This window comes from Streptomyces sp. NPDC059850 (assembly GCF_042731515.1).
Taxonomy (GTDB): Bacteria; Actinomycetota; Actinomycetes; order Streptomycetales; family Streptomycetaceae; genus Streptomyces.
In genome coordinates this window covers 83810-99589 of record NZ_JBHWJI010000025.1, presented here as the reverse complement: position 1 = coordinate 99589, position 15780 = coordinate 83810, and the positions used below count along the sequence as shown (strand labels likewise).

7 protein-coding genes are annotated in these 15780 nt (G+C 73.0%); 2 read left to right on the top strand and 5 right to left on the bottom strand.

The window, feature by feature from the left end:
- The first annotated feature begins 21 nt into the window (after positions 1–21).
- Together ACFV9T_RS22015 and ACFV9T_RS22010 are read left to right on the top strand one after the other, a co-directional pair.
- Positions 22–4275, top strand: a complete 4254-nt coding sequence (locus tag ACFV9T_RS22015; RefSeq protein WP_385442874.1) for an amino acid adenylation domain-containing protein — start codon at positions 22–24, stop codon at positions 4273–4275.
- Positions 4276–4428: 153 nt separating this feature from the next.
- A complete protein-coding gene (locus ACFV9T_RS22010; protein WP_385442927.1) occupies positions 4429–6927 on the top strand; it encodes a SpoIIE family protein phosphatase in 2499 nt (832 codons plus the stop codon).
- 27 nt (positions 6928–6954) lie between these two features.
- On the opposite strand, the gene ACFV9T_RS22005 is transcribed toward ACFV9T_RS22010, so the two are convergent.
- The 5 genes from ACFV9T_RS22005 to ACFV9T_RS21985 form a co-directional block, all read right to left on the bottom strand.
- The gene (locus ACFV9T_RS22005) at positions 6955–9606 is read right to left on the bottom strand and encodes a hypothetical protein (protein ID WP_385442872.1); all 2652 of its coding nucleotides are present in this window, start codon (positions 9604–9606) and stop codon (positions 6955–6957) included.
- 81 nt (positions 9607–9687) lie between these two features.
- Complete coding sequence (locus tag ACFV9T_RS22000) at positions 9688–11448, bottom strand: ATP-binding protein (RefSeq protein WP_385442924.1); 1761 nt, start codon at positions 11446–11448, stop codon at positions 9688–9690.
- A gap of 163 nt (positions 11449–11611) precedes the next feature.
- Positions 11612–13078 (bottom strand): hypothetical protein, encoded by a 1467-nt coding sequence (locus ACFV9T_RS21995; RefSeq protein WP_385442870.1) that lies wholly within the window; start codon positions 13076–13078, stop codon positions 11612–11614.
- Between the two features lie 120 nt (positions 13079–13198).
- On the bottom strand, positions 13199–14179 hold the full coding sequence (locus tag ACFV9T_RS21990; RefSeq protein ID WP_385442869.1) for an MBL fold metallo-hydrolase: 981 nt from the start codon (positions 14177–14179) through the stop codon (positions 13199–13201).
- Between the two features lie 58 nt (positions 14180–14237).
- A complete protein-coding gene (locus ACFV9T_RS21985) occupies positions 14238–15764 on the bottom strand; it encodes a glutamate synthase subunit beta (RefSeq protein WP_385442867.1) in 1527 nt (508 codons plus the stop codon).
- Positions 15765–15780 lie beyond the last annotated feature (16 nt).

The window sequence follows — 15780 nt, the reverse complement described above, 5'->3', positions numbered from 1 at the left end:
CGATGAAGAGGGGACGACAGCATGGCTCTCGCTGTGCCCGACCGCACAGGGCGGACCACCCGCACCGCACCGGCGCCCGCCCGGCCCCCGCTCTCTCTCGCCCAGCGCCGGCTGTGGTTCCTCGACCGGCTCGAAGGGCCCTCGGCCACCTACAACCTGGCCGAGGCCACCCGGCTGCGCGGACCGCTCGACGAGGTCGCGCTGACCGCGGCGCTGCAGGATCTCGTCAGCCGCCACGAGCCGCTGCGCACCCTCTTCCCCGAGGAGGACGGCGAACCGTTCCAGTGTGTGCTTCCCGCCGACAGCCTCGCCGTGGCCCCGGAGGTCGTCTCCTGCACCCCCGACGGCATCGGCCGCGCCGTGGACCGGGCCGCCCACCGCCCCTTCGACCTGCGCGCCGAGCCCCCCATGCGGGCTTGGGTGCTGCGGATCGGCGCCGAGGACCACGTACTGGTCCTGACGTATCATCACATCGCGGTCGACGGCTGGTCGCGGCGTCTGCTCGACACCGGCCTCTCGCACGCCTACGCGGCGCGGCGGTCCGGGCGCGCGCCCGGATGGGAACCGCCGGCCCTGCGGTACACGGACTACGCCGCCCGGCAACGGCGCCTGACGGATGACGCGGCGGACGACCCCCGGCTCAGGGCCGATCTGGACTTCTGGAAGGAACGACTGGCCGGCCTGCCTGCCGAGCTGCCGCTGCCGGCGGACCGCCCCCGCCCGCCGCGGGCCTCCTACCTCGGTGACACCGTCGCGTTCTCCGTGGACGCCTGGACCCACCTGCGTCTGTCCGAGCTGGCCCGGCAGCACCGGACCACCATGTTCCTGCTGGTGCAGGCGGCGCTGGCGGCGCTGCTGACCCGCCTCGGCTGCGGCACGGACATCCCCATCGGGTCCGCCGTCGGTGGACGCGAGGAGGAGGAACTCGACGAACTGGTCGGCTTTTTCGTCAACACGGTGGTGCTGCGCAACGACACCAGTGGGAACCCCGCCTTCACGGAACTGCTGACCCGGGTGCGCGACAGCGCCCTGGCCGCCTACGACCACCGGAGCTTGCCCTTCGAGCACCTGGTCGATGCGGTCAAACCGCCCCGATCGCTGGCCAGGAACGCCCTCTTCCAGGTCTTCCTGGCCGTCGAGCCCGAGGAACTGCCGCCCCTGCGGCTGGCCGGTCTCAGCAGCGAGAGGGTGCCCGTCCGCATGCGCACCGCCAAGTTCGACCTCTCCTTCTCCCTCACCGAACGGCGCACCCCGCAAGGCGCCCCGGCGGGCATCGGCGGCACCCTGGAATACGGCACCGACCTGTCCGACCGGGGCACCGCCCGGGCACTGGCCGAACGGCTGGTCCGGCTGCTCAAAGCGGTCGCCGCCGACCCGCGGATCCCGATCGGCCGCATCGCCCTGCTCGCCGACGACGAGCGCGGGCGCCTGCTGCACGAGTGGAACGACACCGTACGGCCGATTCCCCGGGCGGTGCCCGTGCACGGCATCGAGGAGCAGGCCCGGCGCGCTCCCGACGCCATCGCCGTGCTCACCGACGACGACCGCGGCGGCACCCGGGCTACCACCTACCGCCAACTCAACGCCCGGGCCAACCAGCTGTCCCGGTTCCTGCTGCTCCACGGCGCGGGCCCGGAACGCACCGTGGCCCTGGCGCTCTCCCGCTCGGCCGACGCGACGGCCGCCGTCCTGGCCACCTTGAAGGCCGGGGCCTGCTACCTCCCGCTCGACCCCGGGATGCCCGCGGAGCGCCTGCGCTTCCTGCTCGCCGACGCCCGCCCCGCACTGCTGCTCACCGACTCCGCCTCCAGCAAGGCCCTGCCGGAGCCGGCCGGGTTGCCCTGCTGGAACCTCGACGCCCCGGCCACCGCCGAGCAACTGGCGCGCCTGTCCGCCACCGACCCGGAACCGCGCGCCGCCCTCGCGCCGGACACGGCCGCCTACCTGATGTACACCTCCGGAACCACGGGGCGGCCCAAAGGCGTCGTGGTGACACGCGAGGCGCTGGCCAACCTGCTCACCGACATGCGCGAGCGCTTCCCGCTGACCGCCGACGACCGGATGCTGTCCGTCACCACCCTGGCGTTCGACATCGCCGCCCTGGAGCTGTTCCTGCCGCTGCTGTGCGGTGCGACCGCGGTGGTCGCCTCCCCTGCGGCCGCCCGCGATCCGCTGCTGCTGGCCCAACTGATCCGGCGTCACGGCGTCACCGCCGCCCAGGGCACCCCGAGCCGGTGGCGGGCCCTGCTGGCCGCGGACGCCGACGCGGTACGCGGCCTGCGCCTGATGGCCGGCGGCGAGGCCCTGCCCCGGCGGCTGGCCGAAGACCTTCTGCGCAACGGTGCCCGGGTCATCAACGGCTACGGGCCCACCGAGGCCACCATCTACGCGACATGCGCCGCGGTCGACGAACGCCACGACCCGCCTCCGATCGGCCGGCCGGTCTCCAACACACGCGCCTATGTGCTCGACGCCCACCTCGCCCCGGTGCCGATCGGCACCCCCGGCGAGCTGTACCTGGCGGGCGGCGGCATCGCCCGGGGTTACGCCGGACGCCCGGGGCTGACCGCTGAACGCTTCACCGCCGACCCCTTCGGCCCGCCCGGACGCCGCATGTACCGGACCGGCGACCTGGCGCGGTGGACGGCCGACGGGCAACTGGAGTTCCTGGGCCGCACCGACCACCAGGTGAAGCTGCGCGGCTACCGGATCGAACTGGCGGAGATCGAAGCCGTGCTCGCGGGCCATCCCCAGGTCGCGCAGGCCGTCGCGGCGGTGCACGAGGAGGACGGGGACGCCCGGCTGGTGGCCCACCTCACCGCACCCGCCGGCGCCGTACCGAGTCCCGCGGAGCTGCGCGCGCACCTGTCGCGGACGCTGCCGCACTACATGGTCCCCTCGGCGTTCGTCGTGGTCGACGCCCTGCCCCTGACCGCCAACGGCAAGATCGACCGTTCGGCGCTGCCCGCCCCGGGACGCCCGGCGGACCGCTCCCCGGACCGCCCGCGCACCGGCCCCGAGGAGGCCGTCGCGGCGCTCTTCCGTGACGTACTGCGGCTGCCTCACGTCGACGCCGACGACAGCTTCTTCGACATCGGCGGCCACTCCCTGCTCGCCGTCCGGCTCGCCGACCGGATGCGTACGGTGCTGGACGCCGACGTCACCGTATCGGCGATTTTCGAGCACCCCACTCCGCGGCAGCTGGCCGACCGGCTGGCACGGTCGGAGGGGCTCGGCGTCGGGGCCGTGCTGCCGTACCGGGCGACGGGCGGGCGCCCGCCCATCTTCCTGATGCCGCCCCTGGGCGGCCTCGGCTGGTGTTACTCCGGCCTCGTGGGCCACCTGCCGGACGGCCACCCGGTCTTCGCCCTCCAAGACCCCCGGTTCGCCGCACCTGCCGAGGGGCCCGTACCCGCAGCTGACATAACGGAGCTGGCAGAGGCGTTCGCGACGCAGATCAGGTCTCTCCGCCCGGCCGGCCCGTTCGTGATCGCGGGCTGGTCGTTCGGCGGGACGGTGGGTCACCAGGTCGCCGTCCGGATGGACGACGAGGGCGAACGGGTGGCGCTGCTCGCCCTGTTCGACGCCTTCCCTGGATTCGACGGCCGCCGACGGCCCGGCGCCGAGGAGGCACTGCGGATGGCGCTGGACGGCATCCCCCTGCAGGGCACCCTCGACGCCGCCGCGGTCCGCGGCGCCCTCCGCGCCTCGGGCAGCGTCCTCGGCGCACTGGACGAGCGGACCATCGGCCGTCTGATGGCCATCGCCCGGGAGAACCACCGGGCCATGGTGCGGCACACACCCGGGCGCTTCCACGGCCCGGTGCTGTGCTTCGACGCGACTGCGGGGCCCGGCGCACCGCGCGCCTCGGAGGCGTGGCTGCCGTACTGCGACGGCGGCGTCGAGGACCACCGGGTAGCCGCGGACCATCTGAGCGTCCTCTCGGCCGCGACCCTGGCGGACATCGGCCCGGTCCTCCGCGCCCGGATCGCCGCGTCGCCCGCCGGAAGAAGCGGATCACCTACCGGTGGCCGTTTTTCAGGTCTGGCACGAGCTGGAGTCCGACGCTCCCAGGAGGTTGACCGGGACGGTGACGAAGGAGAACTGGTTGCTGGCGCACACGCCGGGGAAGGCCATGTTGCTGGTGTTGTGAACGGTGACATCGGGACCGTCAGCCGCGGCGGCACCGGCCGTGCCGACGGCGAGGGACGCGGCGGTGAGGGCGAGCGTGGACAGGGCCGTCCGGATACGCATGGAAGCTCCTTGCTGGATTGAGTGGCCGGATATGACCGGCTTCACGCCTATAGTGCCCCGTTGGTCGGGGATCGCGGACCAGCGTCCCTCCGATGGCGGATGACGGCCGGTCAGCACACGGTATGTCACTAGGTGTGATGTATCGGCGTATGTGAGATAAAAAGCCCTGTGAAGGTGCGTTCGGCCCTGGGCTTGCGCAGCGTCGCCGGGCAGGTGTGCGCCCTGATGCTGGTGATCGTGGCACTGCTGGTGCTCGCCACCGGAGCCACCCTTGTCCTTCAGGCCCGCAGCGGACACGAGAGCCAGGCCCGGGGGCGCGCCCTCAACCTCGCCCAGACCTTCGCGGCAGCCCCCGGCGTCCGGCAGGCGCTGGAGTCCCGTAACCCCTCCGGGGTCCTCCAGCCCTACGCGACGAGACTCCGGCGCGATTCCGGCGTCGCCTACGTCGTGGTGACCAGCCCCCGGGGCGTCCGCTACACCCACCCCGACCCGAAGCTCATCGGCACCCACACCGACATTCCCCTCTTTCCGGCCACGGGGGGCAGGCCCTTCACCGACAAGGTCCCCGCCGTCGCGCTCTCCGCCCCCTCCGTCCGCGCGGCCGTCCCCGTCACCGGCGCCGGGGGCCGGGTCATCGGCATCGTCAACGTCGGGGTCATCCTTCCCGGCGTGTCCGTATCGGTGGGCCGCCAACTGCCCGTGCTCTACGGAAGCACGGCGCTCGCCCTCCTCCTCGGCGCGGGCGGCGCCGCGCTGGTCGGCAGACGGCTGCGGCGCCAGACCCACCGGCTGGACCCCACCGAGATCACCAGAATGTACGAACACCACGACGCCGTGCTGCGCGCAGTCCGCGAAGGCGTGCTCATCCTCGACGGCCAGGGGCGGCTGGTGCTCGCCAACGACGAGGCCCGGCGGCTGCTCAAACTGCCGCCGGAAGTGCGCGGCGGGCGGATCACCGAGGCCGGTCTGGCGCCGGAGACCGCCGGACTGCTCGCCTCCGGCCGGACCGTCACCGACGAGGTCATCCAGGTGGGGGACCGGCTGCTGGTCGTCAACCAGCGCCACACCTCGGGCGGCGGACAGCTCTGGGGCAGCGTCGCCACCCTGCGCGACACCACCGAACTCCAGGCGCTGACCGACAAGGCCGACGCCGCCCTGGCGCGCCTGGAACTCCTCTACGACGCGAGCGTCGGCGTGGGCACCACCCTCGACATGTCACGGACCGCCGAGGAACTGGCCGACGTCGCGGTCCCGCGCTTCGCCGACTTCACCACCGTCGACCTGCTGGAGTCCGTGCTGCGCGGGGAGGAGCCGGTCGACGCGCGGTCCCGCATGCGCCGGGTCGCGGTCAGCGCCGTACGGGAGGAGCGGCCCCGCCCGCCGTCCGGCCACACCCTGCTGGCCGTCCCGCTCAGCGCCCGCGGGGTGCTGCTGGGGCAGGTCGAGTTCCGGCGGCTGGAGGGCGCCGCCCCCTTCGACGACGAGGACCGGTCCTTCGCCGACGAACTCGTCGGCCAGGCGGCCGTCGCCATCGACAACGCCCGGCGGTACGCACGCGAACACGCCACCGCGCTGGCCCTGCAGCAGAGCCTGCTGCCCCGAGGCAGGCCCGAACAGCACGCCGTCGAAGCCGCCTACCGCTATCTGCCCGCCCACGCCGGAGTGGGCGGCGACTGGTTCGACATCATCCCGCTGTCCGGCGCCCGGGTCGCCCTCGTCGTCGGCGACGTGGTTGGCCACGGACTGCACGCCGCGGCCACCATGGGACGGCTGCGCACCGCGGTCCACAACTTCTCCGTCGTCGACCTGCCGCCCGACGAACTGCTCACCCAGCTCGACGACGTGGTGGCCCAGCTCGACCAGGAGGAGACCGCCAGGAACGGCGGCATCGGCGCGGTCGGGGCCAGCTGTCTGTACGCCGTCTACGACCCCGTCGCACAGCGCTGCACCCTGGCGCGGGCCGGTCATCCGCCGCCCGCCGTCGTCGACCCGGGCGGCACCGTGACCATCCCGGACCTGCCCGCCGGGCCGCCGCTCGGGCTCGGCGGACGGCTCTTCGAGGCGTCCGCGATCCCGCTGGCCGCGGGCAGCAGACTGGTCCTCTACACCAACGGACTCGTCCAGGACCGCGAACGGGACATCGACACCGGACTCGACCTGCTGCGCCACGCCCTCGCCTCCGCCGACCCCGACCCGGGGCACACGTGCGACGCCGTGATGCGCGCCCTGCTGCCGCCGCGCCCCACCGACGACGTGGTCCTGCTCGTCGCCCGCACCACCGCCCTGGACGAGCGGCACGTCGCCTCCTGGGAGCTGCCCTCGGACCCCGCCATGGTCGCCGGGATGCGGGCCGCCGTGGCCCGCACCCTGGCCGACTGGGACCTGGACGAGGCGGTCTTCACCACCGAACTGGTGGTCAGCGAACTCCTCGGCAACGCCATCCGGCACGCCGACGGCCCGATCCGCCTGCGGCTGCTGCGCAACCGCACGCTGATCTGCGAGGTCGCCGACGGCAGCAGTACCTCCCCGCATCTGCGCCGCGCCGCCATCACCGACGAGGGCGGCCGGGGCCTGTTCCTGGTCGCCCAGATGGTCCAGCGCTGGGGCACCCGCTACACCAGCGAAGGAAAGATCATCTGGGCCGAGCAGGATCTGCCACCCGCGCTCGGCTGAGGACAGCGTTCAGTGTGACGAGGCGTGTCAGCTGACGATGGCGGCCGTCGTGGTCAGCAGCTCGGGGAGGGTGCCGGTGAAGTCGGGCAGCAGCCGCAGCGCCAGCGCCCACGCCTCCGGGTCCTCGCCCAGATGCGTGGCGGCCAGCTCCAGGGCCGCGCGGCCGACCGCGAGCGCCGCCGGGTCCGGCTCGCCCTGCCGCGCGCGGTCGTGGCGGTACATCAGATAGGCGGCCGCGTGCCCGGCCGGCCTCGCCTCGTACAGGACGTCCAGCGGGGTCAGCATGCCGAGGCGGGCCGCCCTGTCCAGCCACTCGTTCCGGCGGTGGCGCCGCGGCAGCGGATGGTGGCGCACCAGCTCCAGGGGGCTCGGCCGGGGCCCGGTGGACTTGTGCGTATGCATGTCGTGATCGAGCCGCAGCGACGCCACACCGCAGTCGGCGCGCAACTCCTCCGGGCAGCCGTCCTCATGGCCGAGCACCACCAGCAGGGCGTCGGGGAGCGGGTCGCGCTCATGCTCCCGGACCAGCTCCGCCCAGGGCAGCCCCGGCCCGGTCTCCTCGGCCATCCGCTCCAGCGCCGGTGTGGCGAGGTCTACGGTGCTGCCCTGGGAGCGCAGGAACTCCACCTGACCCGCCGGCCCACGGGAGCGCTCCAGCTCCGCGCGCAGTACGGTCAGACCGTCCGCTGCCTCCAGCGCGCCCCGGACGATCTCATGGGTGGCCTTCGGCAGCGGATGCTTGCGGCTGCGGCGCTCGGGGAACTCGGTCTCCTCCAGCAGCCCCCGCACCTCCTCGCCTCCGTGCCGCTCCCACACCTTGACCAGCAGACGCAGCTGCCCGGCGAGCGTATGCAGCTTGATCTTGCCGAGCAGGATGCGGGCGAGGCGCGGATCGCCCGATTCGCAGATCGGCAGCAGCCAGTGCCGCCGCCCGCTGACCTGTATCTCCTTGATCAGCTCATCGGTGATCGGCAGCGGCTCCGTTCCCGGGGCGGCGCCGAAGCGGCGGCCCGCTAGGATGCCCCGGCGCTGCTCGTCGGTGAGCGCCGTGTAGACGTACAGCTTGGTGTTGATCTCGGGGTCGTCGTGGAGCAGCAGCTCCTCGATCTTCTCGGCGGGCAGCTCGAAGTCGGAGGCGACGCAGGCCAGCGCTGCTGACCCGTGGAGGCTGACGAACAGGTCGCGCAGGGCGGGTGAGGGCTGGTGGAAGACCAGCAGGTGCTGGACGCAACGCCGGTCCAGATGGGGCGCCAGCGCCATCCGCACCTCCTCGGTGGCCTGCTGGAACAGCTGGAGGAACACCGCGCGGGCGCCCTCCGGACGCTTCACCGGATACTCGGCTTCCAGCGGCCTCGGCCAGCTCTTGCCACGGTGCTTGGCCTGCTGCTCGACGGCGGCGGCGACCAGCTCCGCACTCGTCCCCGTGAACCGGGGGAGCAGCGAATACAGCGCCCGCCAGGCCGCGAAGCCGTCGCCCAGCGGCTCCAGCAGCGCGGCCATGGCCGGGCCGAGCGGGTCCGTGCGGTACGGCAGCGAGGCCAGGACCCGGGAGGCGGGCCGCACTTCGGCCAGGACGCGGTCCACCGGGTACGCGCCCTCCCGGATGCCGCGCCGCAGCAGATGGGCCAGGCGGTCGTGGTAGTAGCCGTCCTTCCAGTCGGCCTCGGTGAGCAACAGCCAGGGCAGCGGGGAGGTGTCCGGGAGGTGGGAGGACCGGCGGTACGCGGCCAGCACCAGCTCATCCGGGCAGTCCGGGCGGGATGCCAGCAGTTTGAGCGGGAGCCACGGGAAGGGCTCGCGCCTGTGCTCGGCCAGCAGCAGTTCCCAGTCCACGGCACCCAGCGGGAACGTCCCGTACCCCTGGGTGAGTTCACGGAGGCGACGCACCAGCTCATCGCCGGTCGGCGGTGCGTCCTCCCCGGCTTCCCGGGCTGCCGCCTCGCCCTGGGGCGTCTTCTCATCGCTGGACGCCGTCTCCGCGACGGATGCCGCCTCGTCCTCGGAAGCCGCCTCGGCCGCCACCTGCTCGGCCCTCTCCAGCACGGCAGCCGGGTCCTGGGCCGCTGCCGCCAGGCGCACCACATCCGTCACCGCCGAGTGCAGGAAGGGCACGTCGGCCAGGGCGGCCAGCTCGGCCACTCCGCCGTGGGCGAGCGTCGCGTGACAGGCCCTCAGCTGCTGGGGGATGTCCAGTGTGGTGCCGATCTTCTCGATCACATGCCGCACCACCTCCGGGAACGGCGCGTCGAGCGCCGGGCGCAGGTCGTCCGGCCCGGTGGCGGACAACAGGAAGTCCACGAGGCCGTCCGGGGCGCGCCAGCCGGGGTCGGCCGGACGCGCCGCCGCCGCGCGGAGCACCGCACTCCGTAGGTCCTGCCGCCACGAGCCGGGCAGCGGCCCCTCGTAGAGCATCCGGGCGAGGCCGGGGTCGGCCAGCTCGGCGAGCCGGAGCATGACGGCCTGCCGCTCGGCGCCGACCCGCGCCCCGGCCAGGACCTCCAGCAGCTCCCGGTCGCCGGAGGCGAACACCTCGTCCACCAGATGTGCGGGCAACCGCAGCCGGGACCGGAGCAGAGTCAGGGCCTCCTGCCGTAGCCGGGGCAACAGCGCCGGGGTGAGGGAGGGCCCGGCGAGCTGGAAGGCGGTGGACACCAGGGCGTCCCGTTCATAGGTCACCACGCGGGGTGCGCTCCGTTCATCGTTCGATACCGACGTGAAAGCGGGGAGGGGGAGAGGCTGGTGAGGAGTGCGGGACCGGGCTCATCCGGCGCCGGACAGCTCGGTCATCCGGGCCAGCGCGCCGATCCAGAACCGCTGCCGCTCCGGCGACTGGCCCACCATGTGGGCGGCGCGCAGCTTGGGCGGCATATGGCGCAGCAGCCGGGCGACCACCTCGGCGTTCCGCTTGAGCTGGGACACCTCGGCGTTGGCGAACACCTGGTGCACCAGATCGGTGTCATTGGTCCCCTCGGCCGAGGTCTCGGACGCGGCCGCGAGCCGGGCCTCCCAGCGGTCCACGTCGCGCGCTATCTCCCGCAGACCGATCACCCGCTGCTCGGCCCGCTCGGCGAGCCGCGCCTCCAGCTTGGACAGCGGCACCGGGGCGTACTCGCCCTCGCCCAGATAGATCAGCCCCGTCTCCAGCGGCTGCCCGGCGTGGTGCAGTTTGATCAGCCGCTCCAGGGTGCGCTTGGTGATCCAGTCCCGGCCCTCGTCGTCGATGTCGTTCTTCCACCACTCCAGAACCGTCTCGGCCACCTCGCCGTAGGTGGCGATCAGCCACTCGTTGGCCGGGATGTCCTGCGGACTCACCTCGTAGCTCACCGTGAACCGGCTGGCCTGGGCCACGTTGTTGCTGCTGACCAGCAGCTTGCGGCCGAGGTGGTACGGCGGGTTCTGCAGCGCGACCTGGGCCCGCAGCCCCGGGATCGGCCGCCCGGCCAGCGACCACTCCTGGGTGACCTCCATCAGCTTGGCGAAGGTGGCCTTGTCCTTGGGCCGGTTGTACTCGTCCCACACGATCACCTTGGCGTCGGGCCCCATCAGCGCCCGGCTGAACAGGGTGTCCAGCGTGCCGTCCGGAGTGGGGATCGGCACGCACAGGTCTTCCACGTTGGTCACCGGCAGCGAGAAGTACACCGGATCGCTGCCGCTCTCCTCGCGGACCACCGCTTTGGTGATCTCCGTCTTGCCGCAGCCGGGCGGGCCCTGGAGCAGCACCGCCCAGTTCTCCCGGACCGCGGTGCGCAGGATGGACCGGACCGGGTCGGGGATGGTGGCGGGGTTGGCGAGGCCCAGGGCCCCGGCGATGGCGTCGAGAAGCTCGGCGGTGCGGTCCGGGCCGGGCGTGCCGTCGGCACCTCGGTCGCGCAGCCGCAGCCGCACCCCGCCCACCAGCGGCAGCCCCCACGACAGCGGAAACCCGGCGCGGGCGCAGTCCAGGACGTGCTGGAGGGTGCGCGGGGCGAGCAGCGAGCGCAGATACGGGGTGAGCCCGGCCCAGATCTGGAACACCCCGGTCAGGTCCCAGTCCGCGTACCGCTCGGCCAGCGTGGACCGCCAGGCGGTGTCATTGGCCGTGATCCGCAGGGTGACCATGCGGTCCAGGACGGCCAGATCGCTGCGCCGGGCGCTGGTCTCCGCCAGCGACTCGTTGTCCGCGAGGAACACCCCGACACAGCCGAGCGCGCGCAGATCGTGTTCGCCCAGCGTCCAGTTGCAGGCGATCTGCATCAGCTGGGACTGGATGGTCTCCCCGGCCTGCAGTGAGTCGTCGATGAGCAGCACGAAGGGGACGCCCGGGTTGAGCTGGCGCATGATCAGCTGAGTGAGCACCAGCTCCCCGGTGCGCTCGTCCCGCACCGGCGCGTTCACCAGCAGATCGTCGGGGGTGAGGTTGGCCGCCGGGACCAGGATCACCTCGGTGCCCGGATGGGCTTTCGGGATGTAGGAGAGAAATGTCGATGTCTTGCCGATGCCGTGCTCGCCGAAGACCTGGCCGGTCTGCCGCATCGCGATCATGGCGCTGATGAACTGCTCCAGCCGGGCTCCGGTCCGCCCCGGCGGCGGCGCCGTTGTCGCCGTCGTGTCCACACTGCTCACGGTGACTGAATCCCCCGTTGTTCCGTGTCGTTCGTTCCTGCGCGTCCCCGCTCCGCCCGGCGGCCGGGGACCGTTCCTCGGCTCAGCTGTCGCCGGTGACCACCCGGTGGCAGGCCATCGGCGGATCGTGCCGCTCCGGCCAGTCGTCACCGCCGTCCGTGATGAGCCAGATCCACCGGTCGGGCTCCGCCGGGGTTACCTTCCGGGCGTGGCCGTCGGTGACCATGATCACCGCGTCGGCGCGCTCCTCGAACCGCCGTCCGTCCACGGCCCGCCGACCCTCCACGTAGTCCACGACCTGCTGGAAGTCGGTGCCCCCGCCGCCACGCACCCGCTGGCCCGGGACGAACGGCATCAGCGTGCCGTCGAAGCTCAGCCAGTGGCTCTCGACCCCCTCGGCGCGGCCCACCAGCGAGGTGATCCAGTCGATCACCGGCTGGGGCATCGACCCCGAGGTGTCCAGCGCGATGACCACGACCTTGGTGCGCTCCGCGCCCCGCCGCGCCAGCATCGGATCGTGCCCGAGCGCCAGCAGCACCGCTCCCTGCTTCTTCGGGTAGATCAGCCGCTCGCCCTCGCGCAGCTTGGAGGCGAGGGTGTCGGACAGCCAGCGCCGCCACCACTCCACCCGCCGGGTCCGCTGCGTCTCACCGCGCAGCGCGCCCAGCCCCATCCGCCCCCACATCGTCTCCAGCCGCTTGCCGCCGCCGGTGGTGCGGTCCGCGAGGGCCAGCAGTTCGTCCCGGGCGAGCCCTTCGCCGCGCAGCGCGCCGCGCATCACCTCGGCGAGCGTCTCCTCGACGGCCGAGGTCACCGCCTCCGCGTCCATCGGCGGCCGGTTCGCCTCACCGCCCTCGCCGTCCCCGCCGGGGCTCATATGGATACAGAGGACCGGCGGCACCGGAGGGGTGCGCATCCGCTTCAGCTCGCCGTAGATCCTCAGGTCAGTCTCGGTGAAGTGCCGGTAGGACAGCGGCTCGAGGCCCTGCTCGCGCAGATCGGCCACATAGCGCTGGTGCACCTCGCGCGGATCGACGCCCACCGGCTCCCGGCGGGTGCCGCCCGCACCGTCCGGCACCTCGCGGGTCGGCAGACCGCCCTGCGCCAGCCGGGCCAGCGCCACATGGTTGATCGCGACTTCGGCAGCCAGGTCGAAGACCGGGTCGGCGCGCAGGTCCTCGTCCACGTACAGATGGCGGTGGATCAGATGCCGCGCCTCGTGGAACAGGACGAAGCGCACCCCGCTCGGCCCGATCGCGACGAAGAACTCCGGGTTGTACAGCAGCAGACAGCTGCCGTCCCCCGTGGCCACCACCGCCGCCGTGTCCACCGCCGTGGTGGGGATCTGGTGGTGGCACTTCGCGTACAGCCACGAGGACACCACGCTGTCCTTGACCCCGAAGTCCAGCAGCGCCGCCTCCTTGAGCCTGCGGCCCTCCTCGGCCACCGCCGGATCGTCGGGCCCGCAGGCCAGCAGCGCCCGGCGGTCGGCCAGGTCGATCACCCCCCGGCCCGGCGCGTGCCGGCTTTCCCCCGCTACCTGTGCCACTGCCTTCCCTCCGCTCCGACCCGCACGGGAGCGTAACCCCTCGCCGTGGGCGGCCTTTTGCCGCCCACACCGAAAACGCTATCCGCCGGGTCTGACAACGCGGCGGGTGAGGGCGCGCGGTCAGCCCTGCCGCAGGTCCCAGGCCACCTGGGCGACATCGGCGATCATGGCGACGATGTCCGGCCGGTCCTCCCCGCCGTTCAGATGCCGGTACTCGGTGCCCACCGTGATCACCATGCGCTCGGGCAGTCCCGGCCGGGGGAAGGCGTTCTCGGCGATGATCTTGCGGGCCGCCTCCAGGGCGGGGACCCCGGCCGCGTGCAGCTGGTGCGCCCGGTCCCGGATGTGTTCCAGATAGCCGATGTGGCCGCGGACGCCCTCCCGGTCCAGCACCGGGCCGTGGCCGGGGACGATGGTCTGCGCGCCGGTGTCCAGCACTCGCTCACAGGCGGCGATCACACTGTCCAGCGGACCGGCCCAGTGCACCGCGTGGTCGCCGGGATCCTGGGAGCTGGAGGCGAAGATGACATCGCCGGTGAACGCCACCTTCTGCTGGGGCAGATACGCGATGAGATCGCCGGTGGTGTGCGCGGCGGGCAGCGCCGTCAGCTCCACCGGCACCTGCCCGATCCGCAGGTCCAGTTCGCCCGTGAACGTCGTCGTGGGCTCGACGACCTCGGTGCCGTCCCAGTCGAACCGTCCGAAGTGGCTCTGGAGATACCACCCGAGCGGGGTCGCCGGGTCGCTTCCGCGCACCATGGCGTGCAGCTGCTGCGGAGCCGGTTCGTACTCGATGTGGCCGAGCGCCTCGCGGGTGGCCACGACCTCGGCACCGCGCACGACCTCCGCGCCCCACAGATGGTCACCGTTCGCATGGGTGACGATCACTCGCCCGATCCCGCCTCCCTCGGGCAGCAGCGACCGGCTGCGCTCCAGGAAGTCCTGGGCCATGTGCCGGTCGTAGGGGGTGTCGATCCAGGCGGCGGCGCCATCGGGGGACACGATCAGCCCACAGTTGGCGAGCCCCCAGCCCGCACTGGGCGTGGGAGTCCACAGGTGCACACCGTCGGCGAGGGGGAGAAGCGGCGATTGCGAGTTCATGCTCGCACAGTACTCACCGGGGACCGGACGTTCCCTCAACCCCGCCCCGCGTCCCGGCTCACGCCGTCATGGGCCGGTCCGCCGGTCCGACCGGGGCCGGGAGCGCGGTGTCGCCCGCCAGATAACGGTCCACCGCGGCCGCCGCCGAGCGCCCCTCGGCGATCGCCCACACGATCAGCGACTGCCCCCGGCCCGCGTCGCCCGCCACGAAGACCCCCTCCCGGCCGGTCGCGAAACCGGTGTCCCGGGCGATGTTGCCGCGCGCGTCCAGGTCCAGGCCGAGCTGCTCGCACAGTCCGCCGTCCCGCTCCGGACCGCTGAAGCCGAGCGCGAGCAGCACAAGATCGGCCCGCAGCACCCGCTCGCCGCCTCGTCCGTCCCCGGGCGCCTCCGCCCGCCCCCGCTGCCCCTCGGGGACTGCTCCGACCAGGCGCAGCGCCCGGACCCTGCCGTGCGGCCGCCCCGGGCCCGGCGCGTCCCCCTCGAAGCGCACGGTGGTGGCCGAGAACACCCGGGCGTCCACGTCGGCCTCCGGGGAGGCCGCCCGTTCCCGCGCCTCCTCGTGCGCGGCGGACATCCGGTAGATCTTGGGGTACGTGGGCCAGGGCTCGCCCTCCGCCCGTTCGTCGCCGGGCCGTGGATGGATGTCCAGCTGGGTCACGGAGGCGGCGCCCTGCCGCAGCACCGTGCCCAGGCAGTCCGCGCCGGTGTCCCCGCCGCCGACGATGACCACGTGCTTGCCCTCGGCGGTGATCGGCGGCCGGTCGTAGTCGCCCTCCTGGACCCGGTTGGCCAGCGGCAGGTACTCCATCGCCTGATGGATTCCCGCCAGCTCCCGGCCCGGCACCGGCAGTTCGCGCATGGCCCGCGCGCCCACCGCTATCACCAGCGCGTCATAGCGCGCCCTCAGCTCGGCGGCGTCCACATCGGTGCCCACGCCCACGCCGGTACGGAACTTGGTGCCCTCGGCGCGCATCTGCCGCAGCCGCCGGTCCAGATGGTGCTTCTCCATCTTGAACGAGGGGATGCCGTACCGCAGCAGCCCGCCCACCCGGTCGTCACGCTCGTACACCGCCACCGTGTGTCCCGCGCGGGTGAGCTGCTGGGCGGCGGCCAGCCCGGCGGGGCCCGAGCCGATCACGGCCACGGTCCGCCCCGACAGCCGCTCCGGGGGCTTCGGGACCGCGTAGCCGCTCTCCCAGGCCCGGTCGGCGATGGCGACCTCGACGTTCTTGATGGTCACCGCGGGCTGGTTGATCGCCAGCACGCACGCGGCCTCGCAGGGCGCCGGGCACAGCCGCCCGGTGAACTCCGGAAAGTTGTTGGTCGCGTGCAGCCGCTCGCTCGCCCGCCGCCAGTCGTCCCGGGACACCAGGTCGTTCCAGTCCGGGATGAGGTTCCCCAGCGGGCAGCCGTCATGGCAGAACGGAATCCCGCAGTCCATGCAGCGGTCCGCCTGCGCGGTGATGATCGGCAGCAGTCCGCCGGGGACGTACACCTCGTCCCAGTCGCGGACCCGCTCGTCCACCGGGCGGCGCGGCGGAAGGCGGCGTGGTGTGGTGAGAAAGCCCTTGGGGTCGGCCATGACCTCCTCCAGTGCC